This is a genomic window from Microbacterium sp. P03, from assembly GCF_043556235.1.
Lineage (GTDB): Bacteria > Actinomycetota > Actinomycetes > Actinomycetales > Microbacteriaceae > Microbacterium.
In genome coordinates this window covers 357297-375951 of sequence record NZ_JBIGIM010000003.1, presented here as the reverse complement: position 1 = coordinate 375951, position 18655 = coordinate 357297, and the positions used below count along the sequence as shown (strand labels likewise).

Annotated in this window: 10 protein-coding genes; 4 read left to right on the top strand and 6 right to left on the bottom strand. The window is 65.6% G+C overall.

The annotated features are described in order from the left end of the window. The 3 genes from ACFXOO_RS11315 to ACFXOO_RS11305 all read right to left on the bottom strand — a co-directional run. Window positions 1-5816, bottom strand: a 5816-nt coding sequence (locus tag ACFXOO_RS11315; RefSeq protein WP_394563588.1) for a PKD domain-containing protein, incomplete at its 3' end; no start/stop codon positions are given. Between the two features lie 281 nt (window positions 5817-6097). Next, window positions 6098-10609 (bottom strand): PKD domain-containing protein, encoded by a 4512-nt coding sequence (locus tag ACFXOO_RS11310; RefSeq protein WP_394563587.1) that lies wholly within the window; start codon window positions 10607-10609, stop codon window positions 6098-6100. 164 nt (window positions 10610-10773) lie between these two features. Next, window positions 10774-11448 (bottom strand): hypothetical protein, encoded by a 675-nt coding sequence (locus ACFXOO_RS11305; RefSeq protein ID WP_394563585.1) that lies wholly within the window; start codon window positions 11446-11448, stop codon window positions 10774-10776. 161 nt (window positions 11449-11609) lie between these two features. Here ACFXOO_RS11305 and ACFXOO_RS11300 point away from each other — a divergent pair, with 161 nt between their 5' ends. Further along, complete coding sequence (locus ACFXOO_RS11300; RefSeq protein ID WP_394563583.1) at window positions 11610-12770, top strand: glycosyltransferase; 1161 nt, start codon at window positions 11610-11612, stop codon at window positions 12768-12770. Here ACFXOO_RS11300 and ACFXOO_RS11295 read toward each other — a convergent pair. Both ACFXOO_RS11295 and ACFXOO_RS11290 read right to left on the bottom strand, forming a co-directional pair. After that, the gene (locus ACFXOO_RS11295; RefSeq protein ID WP_378842007.1) at window positions 12754-13500 is read right to left on the bottom strand and encodes a CDP-alcohol phosphatidyltransferase family protein; all 747 of its coding nucleotides are present in this window, start codon (window positions 13498-13500) and stop codon (window positions 12754-12756) included. The genes ACFXOO_RS11300 and ACFXOO_RS11295 overlap by 17 nt on opposite strands. Then, window positions 13493-14590 carry a glycosyltransferase family 4 protein gene (locus tag ACFXOO_RS11290; RefSeq protein WP_394563581.1) on the bottom strand — a complete coding sequence of 366 codons (1098 nt, stop codon included), beginning with the start codon at window positions 14588-14590 and terminating at the stop codon, window positions 13493-13495. Before ACFXOO_RS11290 ends, ACFXOO_RS11295 begins: the two co-directional genes overlap by 8 nt. A gap of 89 nt (window positions 14591-14679) precedes the next feature. Between ACFXOO_RS11290 and ACFXOO_RS11285 the strand changes: the two genes are divergently transcribed. Beyond that, window positions 14680-15690 (top strand): glycosyltransferase family 4 protein, encoded by a 1011-nt coding sequence (locus tag ACFXOO_RS11285; protein WP_394563578.1) that lies wholly within the window; start codon window positions 14680-14682, stop codon window positions 15688-15690. Window positions 15691-15700: 10 nt separating this feature from the next. On the opposite strand, the gene ACFXOO_RS11280 is transcribed toward ACFXOO_RS11285, so the two are convergent. Continuing rightward, complete coding sequence (locus ACFXOO_RS11280; protein ID WP_394563576.1) at window positions 15701-16612, bottom strand: glycosyltransferase family 2 protein; 912 nt, start codon at window positions 16610-16612, stop codon at window positions 15701-15703. Window positions 16613-16712: 100 nt separating this feature from the next. Here ACFXOO_RS11280 and ACFXOO_RS11275 point away from each other — a divergent pair, with 100 nt between their 5' ends. Both ACFXOO_RS11275 and ACFXOO_RS11270 read left to right on the top strand, forming a co-directional pair. Next, window positions 16713-17750 carry a glycosyl transferase gene (locus ACFXOO_RS11275; protein WP_394563575.1) on the top strand — a complete coding sequence of 346 codons (1038 nt, stop codon included), beginning with the start codon at window positions 16713-16715 and terminating at the stop codon, window positions 17748-17750. Further along, window positions 17743-18645: a glycosyltransferase family 2 protein gene (locus ACFXOO_RS11270; protein ID WP_394563573.1), complete on the top strand. Its 903-nt coding sequence runs from the start codon at window positions 17743-17745 to the stop codon at window positions 18643-18645. Before ACFXOO_RS11275 ends, ACFXOO_RS11270 begins: the two co-directional genes overlap by 8 nt. Window positions 18646-18655: the final 10 nt, after the last annotated feature.

Sequence of the window (18655 nt, the reverse complement as noted above, 5' to 3'; positions counted from 1 at the left end):
ATGGTGGGGTCGGTGATCGTGATCTCGGGGAAGGTGACCTTGACGGGGTACGCCGCAGCCGACGTCGGGACGGTTGACGAGACACCCACCGATCCTGCCGCCTGCAGAGCAGCCGTCGCATCGGTCCGCGTGACCTGCCAGGCAGCAGGCTCCGTGTCCGTGCTCTTCCACAGCTTCCCTGACAGCGAGGTCGGAGCAGTGCCCTTCACCTCGAACGCGACGTTGTACACCGCGCCCGGCGTGATCGTCAGACCCGGCACCGTGTAGCCCGAACCGATCGCCGTACCACCGCGCATCACGTGCAGGATCACCGTGCCATCAGCGGCCACCCGCACCCGCAGCAGGTACTGATCCGCACCCACCTGCCGGCCGATGAAGCTGATGTACTGAGCGTTCGCGATCTTGTCGACCGAGAACGAAGCCGAGAGCTTCGTGTTCGCACTCGACACCGATCCCAGCGAAGCCTGCTGCCCGGCCGACGTCGTCAGCGTCAGAGAACCTGCGCCGTCAGTCACACCGAACCGCGCAGCAGTACCCGCGATCGTCCACGCACCACCCTGATCCGCCGTGCCCCAACCACTGACAACCGTCCGATCGAACACATCACGAGCCAACACATTCGACACCACCGGCGGCGCGGTCACCGTGACGACGCCCGTCTTGAGACTGGTGGCACCGGAGTTATCGGTGACAGTGAGTGTGACGGTGTAGGTACCGGAAGCAGCGTAGGCGTACGTGGCGGTCGCACCCGTTGCGACACCACCATCACCGAATGCCCACGCGTAGGACGCGATGGTCCCGTCCGCATCTGTGCTCGATGAGCCGTCCACCGCGACACTGAGCGCCGCGACAGAGGAGGTGAACGCTGCCGTCGGAATCTGGTTGACCGCCTGCACGGTCACGTCCCGTGTCACCGTGGCTTGGCCGCCTCGATTGTCAGTGACCGTGAGGGCGACCGTGTAGGTTCCGGACGCCCCGTACGCGTGGCTGATCGCCGGCGTAGAGGCCGTCTCCGTCGTTCCATCACCGAAGGCCCAAGAGTATGAGGCGATCGTCCCGTCAGGGTCGGTGCTCGCCGATGCATCCAGTGCAGCCGTGAGCCCCGACGCAGTGGCGCCTACCGCGGCGACGGGAAGCTGGTTCGGCGCGGTCGGTGTGATGGTGGGGTCGGTGATCGTGATCTCGGGGAAGGTGACCTTGACGGGGTACGCCGCAGCCGACGTCGGGACGGTTGACGAGACACCCACCGATCCTGCCGCCTGCAGAGCAGCCGTCGCATCGGTCCGCGTGACCTGCCAGGCAGCAGGCTCCGTGTCCGTGCTCTTCCACAGCTTCCCTGACAGCGAGGTCGGAGCAGTGCCCTTCACCTCGAACGCGACGTTGTACACCGCGCCCGGCGTGATCGTCAGACCCGGCACCGTGTAGCCCGAACCGATCGCCGTACCACCGCGCATCACGTGCAGGATCACCGTGCCATCAGCGGCCACCCGCACCCGCAGCAGGTACTGATCCGCACCCACCTGCCGGCCGATGAAGCTGATGTACTGAGCGTTCGCGATCTTGTCGACCGAGAACGAAGCCGAGAGCTTCGTGTTCGCACTCGACACCGATCCCAGCGAAGCCTGCTGCCCGGCCGACGTCGTCAGCGTCAGAGAACCTGCGCCGTCAGTCACACCGAACCGCGCAGCAGTACCCGCGATCGTCCACGCACCACCCTGATCCGCCGTGCCCCAACCACTGACAACCGTCCGATCGAACACATCACGAGCCAACACATTCGACACCGACAGATCGACCTGTGACGTCGTCGTTGCGACGCCGCCGCGGTTGTCTGTGACAGTGAGGGTCACTGTATAGATGCCCGGGGCCGAGTAGGCATGGGTTGCCAGCGCGCCGGACGCGGAGGCACCATCACCGAAGTTCCACGCATAGGACGCGATCGTCCCGTCCGCGTCTGCGCTGCCTGCGCCGTTCACGGAAAGCGTCAGATTCGACACCGTCTTCGTGAATGCCGCAGTCGGCAGCACGTTGGGCGCCAATGTCACCGTGACATTCTTCGAGACGGTCGCGACGCCGCCTCGGTCGTCGGTGACGGTCAGCACGACCGTGTATGTTCCGGCCGTCGAGAAGGAGTGCAGTGGCTGCGCGCCGGTGCCATTCGTCCCGTCGCCGAAGTTCCACGCGTAACCGGTGACGGCGCCGTCGGAATCTGTACTACCCGTCGCATCCAGCGCGACGCTCATGTTCGTCACCTGCGACGTGAACGCCGCGGTAGGCAGGACGTTCGCGGGCAGCGTGACGCTCACATCCTTCGAAGAAACGGCGGAGCCTCCGCGATCATCAGTCACCGTGAGGGTCACCGTGTAGGTCCCTGCCGCGGCGTAGGTGTGCTCCGCGGTGGAGCCGGAGCCGGTCGTTCCATCGCCATACGCCCACGAGTACGACGCGATCGCGCCGTCCGCGTCGGAGCTCGTGCGGCCATCGACTGACAGCTTCAACTTGTCGGCGGCGGTCGTGAATGCTGCGGTGGGCGCCGTGTTCGGTGCCAGGACGACGACTTCCTGCGTCAGGCTCGCACTCGCACCGAGCTGGTCGACGGTCTTCAAGGTGACCTCGTACGTTCCTGGCGTCGCGTACGTGTGAGAAGGGGTCGCTCCGGTCGCGCTCGCGCCGTCACCGAAGTTCCAGGTGAACGAGGCGATGGCGCCCTCAGGATCCGTCGACGGCGTGCCGTCGAAGCTCACAGCCAAGTCGTTGACGATGCTGCTGAAGGCCGGCGTGGGCGACTGGTTGACGAATCCCAGGCTTCCCTGCTGGAAGTGAGCGAGCACCTGAGAGGCGCTGAGCGGGGCCGCGTAGACGGCGACCTCGTCGATGCTGCCCTTCCAGTACGTGTCGCCGTCCCAGCCGCTGTCGCCGCCGACACGCCAGTACCCGTTGTAGGCATTCACCGTGGTGTTCGCGTTGGAACCGGCGAGCACTCCGTCGATGTAGAGCTGCATCCCGGAGGACGACATCTGACCGACGACATAGTGCCACTGGTTGTTGTTGTATGCCGTCGGGCTCGTGATGACGACCCTGTTGCCGTTGTAGACGCCGAAGTTCACCTTCCCGTCCGCGGACATGTAGATGTGACGGTCATAGCTCGAGCTCGTGCCCGTACGAGCATTACCGAAGCCGATGAGCTTTCCGCCGGTGGTGGTGTTCGTCTTGAACCACCCCTCGACCGCGAAAGTGGTCGGGTTGGTGTAGGCCTTGTCGCTCGTCACACCGGTTTGGTTCCACGTCGTTCCCGTCTTGGTCGGTGCCAGCGACGCGGCAGTGTTGGTCACTCCGGTGACGGCCCCGGCCGCTCCCTTCGTCACGCTGCCGAAATAAGTGCCGGTCTGTCCATCGAGTCCGGAGTCCGCCGCAGTCGAGCCAGCGCTCTCGCCCAGACGCCAGTAAAGAGTGGGCGCGAGATTGTAGATCGCCTTCCCGTATGCGTCCGCAGGAGCGGAAGGCAGAACGGATGTCCGCCCGGACGAGGTCCAGTGGGCGTCTACCTGCGCGCGGGTCAAGGCGGAGTTGTAGATCGCGACATCTGAGATGGACCCGTTCAGATACGCCGTGCTCGACGGGTTGGGCCAGCTGCCCACGGTGTCGCCCCCCACTCGCCAATACCCGGTGTAGGTCTGCGCGGATGTGGTGTCAGCGCGCGTGCCGACGCGGGTCCCGTCGACGTACATCGTCATTCCGGCTGAACTGAGAGTGCCCACCACGTAGTGCCATTGACCGTTGTTGAATCCTGTTGACGTGCTGATCGTGCGCGCGACGCCGGGGAACACGCCGAACGTGACGCGCCCGGCCCCGTCGATATAGATGTGACGGTCGTAGGTCGTCGAGCTGGTCGAGGTCTTGTTGCCGAAGCCGACGATCTTGCCGCCCGTCGTACTGCTGGTCTTGAACCAGGCCTCGATTGTCAACGTGTCACTGCCGCTCTCGCTGGCAGTGGTGGCGGCAAAGGATGTGGATCCGCCGAGGAACTGCGTCGCCGTGGTCGGAGTTGCGGCGTTCGGGCCCGCGACGCCGCGGGTGGTGTTGTTGACCGCGAGGTTGCTGCTTCCGCTCCAGTCCGTCCCCACCGTCCCACTTGTCTCGCTGAGCGGCCAGTAGTGCACCGCGCCGTCGTCGATGACGTTGAGGCTGTAGTCGGACGCAAGGTTGGTCGACGCAGCGGTGACGGCGGTCCACGAGCCCGTCACCTGGTTGCCCTGCGGATCGATCGCGCGCACGCGGTACTGGTACGCCTGACCGGGTACCGCCGTCTTGTCGACGTAGGTCATGCGCGGCTGGGTCCAGAAGTTCGAGTCGCCGGTGGTCGTGTAGATCGGCGTCGATCCCTTGTCTTGACGCAGCACCTGATACGTGAGCGTCGCGTTGTCGCGATCGGTGTTCGAGGTCCACGAGAGACGCACCTCGCCGGCTCGCAATGACGCCGCCGTGATCGGGAACGCCGTTCCGCTCCGCTCAGGGCCGGACTTGTTCGTGGCGACGCCCTTTTTGGCGAACCGCACGAGGCCCTGCTGACCCTTGTTGTTGACTTTGAGGAACTCACCGCCGTACACGACATAGTCGTCATTGGCTGCGATGTCCCATGTCGCCTGCCCCTTGCCGGTGTAGGTTCCGACCTGCCAGTCGGGGAACCAGTGCAACAGCGTAGGTGCGGGCTGCCCTGCGTAAGACTTGTAGCCGTAGATGTCGGGAGTGAGGACCGCTCCGTGATAGTCCTTCGCCAGCGCCAGCGCGTGGTGGAATGTCCAGCTCGGGCTCGTCTGCGGGAATCCGCCGATGTTGCCGCAATAGTGGTCGTGACTCGACGTGTATACCACGCCAGAGCTCACCGCCACCGAGTAGTTGTCACCGTGGCAATCTTCCATCCAGACGAGCGAGCCGTCGGACCAGTTCGCGCGGAAGGTGCCCTCGAATCCATCTTCCGCCGTTGCACCCGTGTAGGAGTACCCCGTGCCGTATACGCTGTCTCCGTCCGAGGTCAGCGCTGTCATCGCAGCCTTGTTGCCGGCGTCTCGGATGAGCGAATTCACAGCCCACGGAAGCGAGGCGCCCGTGGATGCGTCCAGAGCCGCCATTCCGCGACCAGGGTTGGTCGACCCGTTCACGCTGGTGAACGAGCCGGCCACGACGAGCTTGTTGCCCTCGGGGTTGACCACCATCGAGGTGACGCCGTATCCGCCGTCGATGGAGGCGGTCAGAGGCAGCAGCGCCCCGGTGGAAGCCGTGACGGCCGCGAGGCGGGTGCGCACAGCACCCCCGAGGCTTGTGAAGTTTCCAGCCAGGTAGACGGCATCACCGCTCGTGGCGATGGCCGACACCTGTGCGTTGGAGTACGGCGCCCACGGCAACAGCGCGCCGGTCGCGGCATCGAAGGCCGCTACGCGGGTACGTGCCTGACCGCCGATGGTCGTGAAGCTTCCACCCACGTAGATGCGGGAACCGTCCGGCGAAGCGACGATCGACTTGATGATCGCGTTCGCGCCGGGGTTCCAGGAGGTCATCTCTCCCGTAGTGAGGTTGTACGCCATCAGGTTCGCACGCGGCTGAGTGTCGACGCCCTCAGCCGCGCCGGCCGGGCGAGCCGTGGTGAATTCGCCACCGACAAAGACGGTGTTTCCGACGATCGCCTGTGTCCAGACGACGCCGTCGATCTGAGCGGTGGGGAGCGGGTCGGCCGTGACCGTCTCCTCCACACCCACGGGTGGCGTCGTATCGGCCTGCGCCGCCGGCGCCACGAGGGCTAGCCCGCCAACGGTGACCACGACCGACGTCGCAACAGCGACGACACCGCGCCATAGACGGCGCGCCCCCCGCTCCGAATCGGAACGAACCCCAAATGAACGGTTGAATGTGACAACCACGATTGATCCCCAGTCAGCTCGACCCCTCGAGCACAGTGATACGCATGAATGCGTACGTCTCCCCAGACTCTTCAGATGATAGGGCAGGGATACCTTCGACGCAAACTGAGGGTGCACCTGCGAACGAAAACGGCCCGGTTGCTGCGCCAGAGCGCTGCAACCGGGCCGACGTCATCGTCACATCAGGGGATCGTGGGGTCGATGACGCTGATGTTGTCGAACGTGACCAACACCGGATTGGAAGCGGCCGCTGAGGACGGAAGCCACGTGAAGAGTCCCACCGAACCGGAAGCCTGAAGCGTTGATGCGGCGGCAGCCGCGTCAACGCGCGTGAGCTGCCACGTTGCGGGCTCGGCGTCGCTGGACTTCCAGATCTTCGCCGAGAGGTTGGTAGGAGACGCGCCGGTGACCTCGAAGGACACCGAGTACTTTTCTCCCGCAGCCAATGTCATCCCGGGAACGAGGAAAGATGCCCCGAGCGCCGTGGTGTCGCGCAGCACATAGAGGCGAACTCCGCCACCCGCCTCCGGCCGCGCTCGGAGGATGTACTGGCTGGCGCCGACCTGCCGGCCGACCACCGAGATGTACTGGCCCTCGACGAGTTTGTCCACAGAGAACTGCGCCGTCACGCGGGTGTTCGCGCTGGACACCCCGGCGAGGTTGATGTTCTGAGCCTGGCCGGTCGACACCGAGACAGTACCGACGCCACCTGCGACGGCGAAGCGCGAGGGAGTGCCCACCACGGTCCATGCCCCGCCTTGGTCTGCGGTCCCCCACCCGCCCGCCGCAGTCCTCCCGAATGTGTCGGCGGCAAGAGTGCGTGCGCCGGCCGGCGGGGCGGCGGTGACGGTGACGGCTTGGGTCTTCGCGTTGGTCGCACCCTTGTCGTCCGTCACCGTCAACGTCACGTTGTACGTGCCCGCTGCCGGGAACGTGTACGACGCCGTCGCACCCGTCGCCGTACCACCACCCTGGAACGCCCACGCATACGACGCCACCGAACCATCCGAATCCGTACTCGACGAACCGTCCACCGACACCGTCAAACCCGACGGCGTCGACGTGAACGCCGCCACCGGAGCAGCATTCACCGGCGGGGCGGCGGTGACTCTCTGGGTCGTCGAGGCCGAGCCTCCTCGGTTGTCGGTCACGGTGAGCGTCACGTCGTAGTCACCGGCCGCCGCGTAAGTGTGTGCAGCATTCACTCCGGCGCTCACTGCGCCGTCGCCGTAGGCCCAGGAGTAGTTCGAGATCGTTCCATCAGGGTCGGTGCTCGCAGAGCCGTCCGCTGTCAGCGAGAGGTTGGAAACCGCGGGGGTGAATGCGGCAGTCGGCAGCTGGTTGGCTGCGACCACGACCACCTCTTGCTCGAGCGACGCGCTGGCGCCGAGGTTGTCGGTCGCCGTCAGCGTCACCGCGTAGGTCCCCGCCGTCGCGTAGACGTGCGTCGGCGAGACGCCTGTGCCGGTCTGACCGTCTCCGAACGTCCAGGCGTACGAGGCGACGCTTCCATCACTGTCAGACGTCGTGGATCCGTCGAATGCGACGCTCAGGTCGGTGGCGATCGCAGAGAACGCGACCGTCGGCGCCTGGTTGACGAATCCCGCCGTGCCGAGCTGATAGTGCTCGTCCACCTGGGCTGTCGTCAAGGCCGCCGGGTAGATGGCGACCTCGTCGACGGATCCCCGCCAGTAGGTGTCGCCTTCCCATCCGTTGTCGCCGCCGACTCGCCAGTAGCCGCTGTACGACTGAGCAGACGTGTTCGCGCTCGTCGCTTTGAGTGCGCCGTCGACGTAGAGCTGCATCCCCGCTGACGACAACTGAGCGACGACGTGGTGCCACTTGTTGTCGTTGAATCCGGGATCGGTCTCGACGATCTGTGTCGAGCCGGTCCACACGCCGAACTTCACGCGGCCGTCACCCGACATATAGAGGTGCCGATCGTAATTGTTGCTCGTGCCCGTCTGCGCCTCACCGAAACCTATGATCTTGCCACCGCTGGTCGAGTCGGTCTTGAACCAGGACTCAAGGGCGAATGACGTCGGATTGTTGAAGGCGGCGTTGCTGACGATGCCTGTCTGGTCGCCGTTGTTCGGCCAAAGCGAGACGCCGGACGGCGACGAGCTCACGGCGCCCGCCGTCCCCTTCTGAACATTACCGACGTACATCCCGGTGTTGGAATCCATCCCCGAATCGGCCGCGGTACTACCGGCCGTCTCGTCCAGCCGCCAGAAGAGTGTCGGCGCGAGGTTGTACACCGCTTGTCCGTAAGCGTCCGTGGGGGCGGGGTTGACGGTGGACGTCCGTCCCGAGTTGACCCAGTGCTGGTTGATCTGCGTGCGGGTCAGAACGTCGTCGTAGATTGCGACGTCCGAGATGGCGCCGGCGATGTAATTACTGCTGCCCGCGTTGGGCCATCCACCGATGTTGTCACCACCGATTCGCCAGACGCCGTTGTAATCCTGGCCCGACGTCGTATCGCCTCGATTCGCCACGAGCTTGCCATCGATGTACAGCTTCATTCCATCCGCGCCGAGGGTCGCCGAGACGTAGTGCCACGCTCCGTCGTTGTACCCGGTGGCGGAGGTGATCGCCCGTACGTCGTTCGGGTAGACACCGAAAGTGATCCGCCCGGAGCCGTCCATATAGACGTGACGGTCGTAGCTGCCGGAGTTGCCGGTGGTGGCGTTGCCGAAACCTACGATCTTGCCGCCCGCCGTGCTGGTGGTCTTGACCCACGCCTCGATCGACAGGGTGTTCTTGGCCGGCTCAGCCGTGCTGCTTGCGGCGAACGACGAGTCAGAACCCCCGAACTGCGTCGCCTTACTGGCCGTTGCCTGGTTCTGGCCGGCGACGCCACGTGTGGCGGAGTTCACCACCAGATCGTTGCCGTCGGCCCAATCGATCGCTGAGGTGCCGCTGTTCTCACCCAGCGGCCAGTAGTGCTCGGCTCCGTCATCCAGAACGCCGATGCTGTAACTGGATGCCGGTGTCGATGTCGCGGTCACGCTCGACCATGCGCCCGTGGCCTGGTTGCCGTTCGGGTCGATCGCCCGCACGCGGTACTGGTATGTCTGCCCGGCACTGACGGTCTTGTCCGTGAACTTCAAGGAAGGCATGTTCCAGAAGTTCGAGTCGGCCGTGGTCGTGTAGATCGGCGTCGATCCCTTGTCCTGGCGATACAGCTCGTACGTGAGCGTGGCATTGTCGCGATCTCGATTCGCGCTCCACGAGAGTCGCACCTCACCGGCGCGGATCGACAATCCGTTCACCGGGAAGGCTGCGCCGCTGTCTTGAGGGCCGGATGCGTCGGGAACAGTGGCCTTCTTCGCGAACCGCACCAGACCCTGCTGCGAGACACCGTTGACGGCAAGGAATTCGCCACCGTACGCCACGTAATCGTCTGTCGTGGTGATGTCCCACGTTGCCTGGCTCTTGCCGGTGTAAGTGCCGACCTGCCAGTCCGGGTACCAGTGCAGAAGCGTCCCCGACGGCTGGCCGCCGAAGGAACGGTAGCCCAGCGGGTCGTTGCCGACCACAGCGCCCTTGTAGTCCTTCGCGAAGGCGAGGCTGTGATGGAACGTCCACTTCGGGGACGTCTGCGGGAAGCCGCCGACGTTTCCACAGTAGTGATCGTGTGACGCGGTGTAGACCACTCCTGCGCTGACGGCAACCGAGTAATTGTCGCCGTGACAGTCCTCCATCCAGACCATGGATCCGTCCGACCAGTTGGCGCGGAAGGTGCCCTCGAAGCCGTCCTCGTCCGTACCGTAATAGTCGTAGCCGACGCCGTAGACGCTGTCACCGTCGGACGTGAGCGAGTTGATTGCGGCGTTCTCGCCGCCATTGCGGATCAGGCTGTTGACCAGCCACGTCTCGGACGTTCCGGACACGGCGTTCAGCGCGGCCATGCCTCGCCCGGGATTGGTTGAGCCGTTGGTACTCGTGAACGAGCCGGCGATCACGATCTTGCTGCCGGTGGGGTTCACGACGACGGCCTTGATGCCGTAACCGCCGCTGACTGCCGCAGTGAAGGGCAGTAGGGCACCTGTTGTCGCGTTGACGGCCGCGATTCGCGTGCGCGCACCACCGGCGATGCTGCTGAAGTTGCCGGCGATCCACACCGTGTTGCCGAAGGCGGCGACATCCGTGACCGAGGAGTTGGCCCCGGGGTTCCACGCCAGGAGCGCGCCGGTTGCGGCGTTGAAGGCGGCGATGCGGTTGCGAGGCTGACCGGCAATAGTGGTGAACGAACCGCCGACGTAGATTCGAGAACCGTCGGCGGATGCCACCACGGTCTTGATCGCACCGTTGGCGCCGGGGTTCCACGACGTCATCACGCCTGTGCTGAGGCTGTACGCCATCAGGTTCTGCCGAGGCGACGTGTTCACGCCGGCAGCGGCTCCGGCGGGCCGCGCATTGGTGAACTCGCCGCCGACGTAGACCGTGTTGCCGGCGATCGCCTGCGACCACACCACACCATTGATCTGCGCGGTGGGGAGCGGATCACTGGTGACCGTCTCCGGCAGCCCTGCCGGCGGATTGGTGTCAGCAGTCGCGGGTGCCGCTGCGAACGCGAGACCCCCGGCGACCAAGCCCAGTGCCGCGGTGGATGCGACGAATGCTCTCAGCAGACGCCGACGGAAAGAGACAGCGTCGATGCTGCCGGACGTACGACGTTCCCCAGATACCACAATGACTCCCCAGTCAGCTCGCCCCCGCGAGCACCACGATTTCGCGCACGACGTGCGCCGATCCCCAATAGCTGAACAATACGGGTCGGGTCGGCACCAACCAACCGCGTACAGGAAACTCTCAGGGTTACGGTCTCCCAGAGCCGACGTGCCTCAAACGCGCGTCACGGCACCTGACCCTGGAAGACGATCGCGCTCTTACCGGGGTTGAAGTCGACGATGAAGGTGACGTCACTACGCTGATCTTCCGGGATGCGGAACAGATAGACGCCGGTCGCGGTGCCGCCCGCGTCGAGGCTCCCGCTCACCGGCTGGCCCCCTGGCTGCTGGTAAGTCTCCACCGGCGTCCGTTCTGGGCCGGTGAAAGCGTTCATGACGATCAGATCGAGGTTGAGCGGATCGTCCGTCTGGTTGGTGATCGACACCGTCACGCGCACCGCGGCACCGGCAACCTCTCCCGGTACGACCACCTCGCCCGTGACACTCTCGAAGTTCGTCAATGCGACTTCGATCCCCTCGCTACTGACCGTCTCGGTCGGAGCGACAGGAGCGAGTTCGGGCAGCTGATCGGTCGGCGCGGTAGTGGTTTCAGAGGTCGGGTCGCTCGTCTCGGCCGGCCCGGCACTGCTCGAGGGATCACCGCTCCCGCCAGGGGACGCCGACACCGACGTCGACGTCGGTGTCGAGGCGGACGATGAGGGCCTGGTGCTGACGGCGACAGCGATCACGATGGCGACCACCGCGACGACTGCCACGGCTCCGACGATGATCCACCAGCGCCGGCGCGCCGTGGTCGACGCCCGCTCATCCGATGTCGCCGGCTCGTTCAGCTCGCTCATGATGCCCCCTTGACGCGATACCGCCCCCGGGCTGCGCGCCGAAGTGAGAGCTTATCCCCTCGCACCCGGCTGCGCCCTGTGATTTCGCCGGAAGACGGGAAAGGGCCCGCCGTGGTGCTCGGCTACGATGACAGCGGCAGGTGCGACACGGGGGGTGGGCAATGCATCGATCGTCTACGTCCGAGCGTCATTATCTCGTCGCTCACCCGGGCGCCGAGATGTACGGGTCGGACCGGGTGATGCTCGAAAGCGTGATCGGCATGGTCGAATCCGGCGCTCGGGTGACGGTGGTGCTGCCGCAGAGCGGACCATTGGTCGACGAGCTGCGGCGTGCGGGTGCGGATGTTGAGATCGTCCCCACGCTTGTTCTGCGGAAGAGCCTGCTCAAACCGCGGAATTGGGGCGCGCTCGTCGTCGGAACCGTTCGCGGATTGAGGGCGGCCCACCGCGTGCTCCGCTCGGATCGCCCGGACGCCGTCTATGTCAGCACGGTGACCCTGCCGCTCTGGTCGGTCAGTGCCAAGCTGCACCGCCTCCGATGCCTCGTGCATCTGCACGAGGGGGAACAGGGCGCTTCGCGACTGGTGAAGATGGGGATGTACGCTCCTGTACTTCTCGCCGACATAGTCATCGTCAACAGCGACTTCAGCCGTGGTGTGCTTCGGCAGGCGTTCCGTTCCGTCGCAGATCGAGCTGTTGTCATCTACAACGGAGTGGCGGGGCCCGAGTCGGTCGCACCCGCTCGCACCACCCTCACCGAGAACGTTCGACTCGTCTACGTAGGCCGGCTCTCCCCGCGGAAGGGACCCGACCTGATTGTGGAGGCGCTCGCCGAGCTTCCTGGAGACATTCCTGAAGTGCATCTCGACATCGTCGGAAATGTGTTTCCCGGGTACGAGTGGTTCGACGAACAGCTTCGCGATCGCATCAACGCCCTCGGTCTGAACGAGCGTGTGCGGATGCTCGGCTTCCGACCGGACATCTGGTCGACGGTGGAGGCAGCGGACGCGCTCGTTGTTCCGTCCCGGTTCGACGAGCCGTTCGGGAACACCGCCGTCGAGGGTGTGATCGCTGGGCGAGTCGTCCTGGTGAGTGATACGAGCGGATTGCGCGAAGCCACGGCCGACTGCGACACGGCTCTACGCTTCGTTCCCGACGATGCGTCGGCCATCGCCCGCACGATCCAGGACGCTGTGTCGCGGTGGGCCGAACTCGCCCCTCGCCTCGACAGGAATCGGACGCAAGCCGCTGAACGCTTCTCACCGCGGCGCTACCGCCTCGAGATCGCGTCCCAGATGGCCGCGGTCACGAACTCGAAGTGACCTGAGCCTGCGCGTCGACGTCTCGCATCTCACGAAACCATTTCACCGCCGCGAGCGCGAGGAATGCTGCGCAGGCCACGCCCACGAGACCGTAGACGGCGAGGAAGATCACGGGGAATCCCCACAGGACGAAGACGAGGCAGAGCAGACCGTAATCGGTGGGCAGCAGGACGAGCGAGCGCAGCGCGCTTCCGCCCCCGCGCGAGTGGGTCGATGCGACACCTCGCGCGCCTTTGAGGAGGTCATTCAAGAGCATCCCGAAGAATGTCACCGTCGCGACGACGCTGAAGGCGATGGGTACGAGCAGCCAGCCGGGTTCCAGGTCAGTGAATCGGAAGAGTCCGATCAGTACGGCGAGGTGAAGAGAGGCGATCTTGAAGGCGTCGACGAAATGGTCCAGCCATTCTCCGGAAACGCTCCCGCCGCCGCGAAGACGAGCGAGCTGGCCGTCCGCCGAGTCCCATGCGTAGCCCAGAGCGAGAAGAAGGGCTACGGCGACCCCGAGCAACGGCGTCATCGGAATGGTCGCGATCAACGCGATACCGGCGAAGGTGAAGAGTGCGCTCACGGCCGTGACACCGTTTGGCGTCATGCCCCACACATAGGCGGTTGCGGCCAGGACGCGGCCGATCTTCCGGTTGACGTACACCGAATACGCCGGCGCCCCCCGCGCATGGCCCTTCTGCGCCGCTCCCAGTCGTCGCAGCGCGTCGCCCCAACTCTCAGCCATCAGACCCGCCCATCCCCGAAGCACTCGCGATGTCGCCGAACATCCAGGCGTCCGCCGCGAGGCGTCCGTCCTGAGAAGGCAGCGACGCCAGAATCAGCTCTGACCGATCACCGGCGTCGAGCTGATTGATAATAGCCTGCGCCAGAGCCGAGGCATCGGAGGCCACCGGCACGACCCCGTGCCCGTGATCTGCGAGCCACGGAGCGAGGCCGGTTTCGGTGGTGGTGACAATGGCACAACCCTGCTCGAGGCCCTCGACGATCGGGAGCCCGACCTGCTCGCGCCAGGTTGGTGAAGCCTGCGAGGGAAGCACAAGCACGAGCGACCGCGCGAGGGTCTCCCTGATCACCCCTCGTGGCGGATCCTCGACGAGGTCCACGGAGTCGTGAGCATGCGCGAACCGCCGGGCGTCATCGAGGAGCACTCCCTTTCCCAGAAGCGACAGCGTCGCTTCTGGTCGCGCGCGGAGAACCTCCGGCCATGCGTCGATCAGAAGCGGAAGACCCTTCCGGGCCACGAATGCTCCCAGGAATACGACTCGCAGCGCCCGATCCGTCTCGGGGGGTGCCGATCGCGCGGGCAGGGCCGGGATGAGCGTCTCGCGCACCCCCGGTCTGGGGGGAAGCGCATCGCGGTACACATCACGGGCACCCGGTGTGCCGTAGGCGACAGCATCCGTGCGCTTCCAGACGTAGCTCGCGAGCATCCGCTCGACCGCCCACCGCGCCCGGCGTTTCAGAGACGGGGAAGGCGCAGAGAACGGACTGGCATTGCCGATCACATAGGTCACGATGCGCGGGCGACTTCTGCGGGCGAATCGCACCGCGAAGACCGCGAGCGCCGATGCCGGCAGGCTGGACGCCATCAGGGGCTCATTGATCTCCAGGGCGTCCAAGCGCGCTCGCCGGAGCAGGAGTGCCGCCGCGAGGGGGTTCGCCTGGACGAGCTCGAGCCCGGCTGCGAGCGACTCGTCGAAGTCGTACCGTCGCACCCGGTAGACGATGGCGGCGGGGACGAGCTCGCGCGCCCGCTCCAGGTGCGCGGTGCGGATGGACTCATATAACCGCGCGCGCCGTGAGATAAGTCGCATGAGCGGACCACTTCCCTTCCGGCGCCTGGAGTTCCATCCTGACAGACCGCCGCCGGTAAGCTCGCAACGCATCGATCGGGGGGATCATCGTGGTCGCGAAGGCTGTTCAGCTCGACGTCGGCGTCCCCGCGGAGAGGTCGATCGCGGAGTGGGAGCGTCGCCACGCCCTGGGAGAGGTACCCGGCGTGTGGCCCTACGGGTTGGACGGCCTTCAAGCGTTCGCGCACACCCGGGCCATCGATCTCCCCGCGCCCACGCGCGTGGAGCGGCTCCGATCCCGCGCGGGGCTCGGTCCGCGCGTCGAACGCGGCACCATCGGTATCACGTGGGATGAGAATGCCGCCCTGCGCATGGCGATCGCGAAGCCGCACAACCCCCACTTCAGCGGAGTCATCTGGCTGACGGATGCCGCGGCCCGCGGTCGCGATCTCGGCCGACTCCCCCGGATGCTCGAAAAGTGCCGCGCTCTCTGGGTCTTGAGCGAGGCGCAAGTTCAACCCCTCGGATTGCTCGCCCAGGGGGTTCCGGCCGAATACGTGCGATTCGGTATCGATCATCGGTTTTTCGCGGAGCAGCCCTATCCCGCGCGACCTCGTGTCGTCAGCGTCGGGGGTGATCGTGATCGGGACACCGATACCCTTTTCCGGGCGATGTCTCAGATCCAGCGTCGGCGACCCGATGTGGAGCTCCTCGTCCAGACGACCTCCGAAATCCCGCCGCCCGTGGGCGTTCGGAAAGTGCGTCACATACCGCACCTGGAGCTACGAGATCTGTACGCCTCGGCGAGCGTCGTGGCCATTGCCACACGTCCGAATCTGCATGTGTCCGGCATGACTGTGTCACTGGAATCGATGGCGACCGGGCGTCCGGTCGTGGAGACACGCACACCGGGGATGGACGATTACGTGGCCCACGGCGACACAGGCCTGCTGAGCGAACCCGGTGACCCGGACGCGCTCGCCGCCCATGTCCTCGAGCTCCTCGAGGACCCGGAGCGGGCGAGGGAGATGGGGCGATCCGCCCGCCGCACGGTGGAGACGCGATTCACCTCCGAGCAGATGACGGCAACCATCTACGACATCGTGCAGCGCTTCTCCTGAACACGATCCGTCACCGGGCCGGTCCGGTGACGCCACGGCGGCCGTCCCTGAGCCCTTTATGCAGTGCACGCCACGGTGCGGCGGAGGTCAGAAGCTGCCTCCTCCCCCCCTGGAGGAGGATCCCCCACGAGACGGCGAGCGCCGAGCGGCGCCACCGACGGACGTCGCCCGCGCCGAGGCGCATTCTGGCGAACAACAACCGGTTGCGGATGTTGTAGTAGTAATAGGTCTCGGATTTGGCCCGGCCGGTGGTGTGATCGTCATGCGTGCCGCCTTCATCGTGCACGGCGACCGCGGTCGGCAGGACCGTGACTTGCCCTCCCGCCTCCAGGACCTTACGGGAGAGGTCCACGTCCTCCCAGTAGAGGAAGTACTCGTCGTCGAATCCTCCCACCCGGTTCCAGAGCGAGCTCGACACGGCGAAACAGGCGCCTGAAACCCACATCATGCGAGGGCGCCCGGCATGACGGTCTCGGTGTCGCACGCCCGCCATCGTGCCGTTATCGAGGTACAGATCGGTGCCTTCGGTCCAGAGGGATCCGTCCGGCCGGCGGATCAGTGGAGCGATGAGTGCCAACGGCTCCATCGCGGCAGCGGTCGCCAGCTCCCGCGCGTCGGGTGCGGGAAGGATCGCGTCGGGATTCAGCACGAGCAGCACGGATGCCCCACCCTCCTGGGCGACCGCGGCTCCCTGGTTCACTCCTCCGCCGAACCCGGCATTGTCATCGAGGAGAACGGCCCTCCACCTGAGGCGATCGCAGACCTCCCGCACCCGTTCGCGCTCAGCTGCGCTCGAAAAGCAGTCGACGACGATCACCCGCAGCTCCGGCCACTCTGTTGCGAGCTGCGCGATGTTGGCCTCGACCAGCCCCGCTGAACCGTACGAGACCACGATGAGAGCGACTGTTCTGGAAGATTCCACCGGCGCCTCCTTCCCCCGGGCTCCACCCTAGGCAATCAGCCGCCTCGTCGTTCGATACTCTGGGAGCGCGGCCAAGGGGAGCCGCGGAACCGGAGACGCGATGTCAGAGCGCCGACCACGCGTCATGCAGTCGTTCAAGCCGCCGAGGCCTACGACGAATCCATACATCACGATGCTCGATCGGGCGCTGGCCGCTGAATCCCGCTTCGAGCATCTCAATTTCTCGTGGCGCGAGGCCCTGCTGACCCGAGTGGACGTCCTCCACCTCCATTGGCCGGAAGTCATGCTCGAGGGGAGCACGGCGTGGAAGCGATGGGGCAAACGCGTTCTCATGCGCGTCTTGCTTGCAAAGCATCGCCTGACCGGCGGAGCGATCGTGAGGACTGTCCACAATGTCGAACTGCCCCAGGATGTGGACAGCGCGACGCGGCGGATTCTCGTCGCCATCGAGGAGCGCACCGATCACCGCGTCGTACTGAACGACTCGACACCGACGGCAGACCCCTCGGCGACAACTCTCATCCCACATGGTCACTACCGCGACTGGTTCGCCTCCTACGAGCACGCCGATCGCGTCGCAGGTCAGATCGGTTATTTCGGCCTGATCCGCCGGTACAAAGGTATAGAGACCCTCTTGGCCGTGTACGAACGTGCGCGCGACCAGGACGACACACTCAGCCTGCGGGTCGGCGGACGTCCGAGCAGCCCAGCACTGGCCGATACCGTCTCTGCGGCATCCGCTCGCGTTCCTCGGATCACGGCGACGCTCCGCTTTCTCGAGGACGCGGAACTTGTGGAGATCGCGACGTCATCTCAGCTCGTGGTACTGCCGTATCGATTCATGCACAATTCCGGCGGGGCGCTGGCGTCATTGTCGCTTGACAGACCTGTGCTCCTTCCGCGCAACGATGTGAACGAGGCTCTCGGTGTCGAGATCGGGCCCGGTTGGGTGCATCTGTACGACGGCGAGTTGACCGCCGACAGGCTTCGGACCGCCATGGATGCGACCCGCGATGTGACCGGGTCGCCCGACCTGTCGCGGCGCGAGTGGAGTGCCGTCGGTCAGCGCCATGCCGCGGCGTACCGGAAGGCAGTGCTGCACCGGAAGCACGCGACCAATCGGAACAGCCGTGGCTGAACCCAAGATCGTCGTCGCTGTCCCGACGTTCAAACGCCCGCAAGCACTCGACTCATTGCTCACGGCGCTGCGCGAGCAGACCGCCGGCTTGCCCGCCCGTGTGCTGGTCATCGACAATGATCCGGACGGATCCGCCAGCGAGGTGTGTGCGCGTCACGAGGTCACGTATGTCCGGGAACCATCGGCGGGACTCGCCGCCGTGCGCAATCGCGCGCTGGACGAGAGCCCGGCTGAAGATGCGCTGGCCTTCATCGACGACGACGAACTCCCCGGGGCAGGCTGGTTGCCTACGCTGGTCGAGCGTTGGATGCGCAGCGGGGCGACGGCCGTGTCGGGGCGCGTCGAGTCCAGGTTTCCCGAGGGATTCGACGATCCATGGATCCGTGCCGGCGGGTTCTTCACCAGGATCGCATTCGACGATGGTGCGCATCAGCCATTCGCGCCGACGAACAACCTCCTTCTGGACCTGGCGTTCACGAGGGAACACTCGCTGCGCTTCGACTCCGACTTCGGTATGAGCGGTGGCGAGGACATCCTCTTCACCACACAGATCGTTGCCGCGGGGGGCACGATCGTCTCCTGTCCAGCGGCTCTGGTCTACGACGACGTCGCCGCTGATCGGCTCAACCGCTCCTGGGTTCTGCGCCGCGCCTACCGCGTCGGCATCAGCACTGTCCGGGCCGATCTCGTCGATCGACACGGGCTAGCACGCCGTGCGCGTTGGATCGCTCGGGGTGCAGCGCGCCTCGCCGCCGGATCAGGTCGGTGGCTGTGGGGTTCGCTGTCCCGCTCCGACAAGCATGAGGCGCGCGGCGCTCGTGCCGCAGCACGTGGTGCGGGCATGGTGATGGCGGCGTTCGGAGCGGACTACGCCGAATACGCTCACCGTCGCTGAGCGGCAAGAT

Excerpts from the sequence above, each read along its gene's own strand:
- ACFXOO_RS11305 (WP_394563585.1), bottom strand. The coding sequence starts at position 11,448 with ATGAGCGAGCTGAACGAGCCGGCGACATCGGATGAGCGGGCGTCGACC.
- ACFXOO_RS11300 (WP_394563583.1), top strand. The coding sequence starts at position 11,610 with ATGCATCGATCGTCTACGTCCGAGCGTCATTATCTCGTCGCTCACCCG.
- ACFXOO_RS11295 (WP_378842007.1), bottom strand. The coding sequence starts at position 13,500 with ATGGCTGAGAGTTGGGGCGACGCGCTGCGACGACTGGGAGCGGCGCAG.
- ACFXOO_RS11290 (WP_394563581.1), bottom strand. The coding sequence starts at position 14,590 with ATGCGACTTATCTCACGGCGCGCGCGGTTATATGAGTCCATCCGCACC.
- ACFXOO_RS11275 (WP_394563575.1), top strand. The coding sequence starts at position 16,713 with ATGTCAGAGCGCCGACCACGCGTCATGCAGTCGTTCAAGCCGCCGAGG.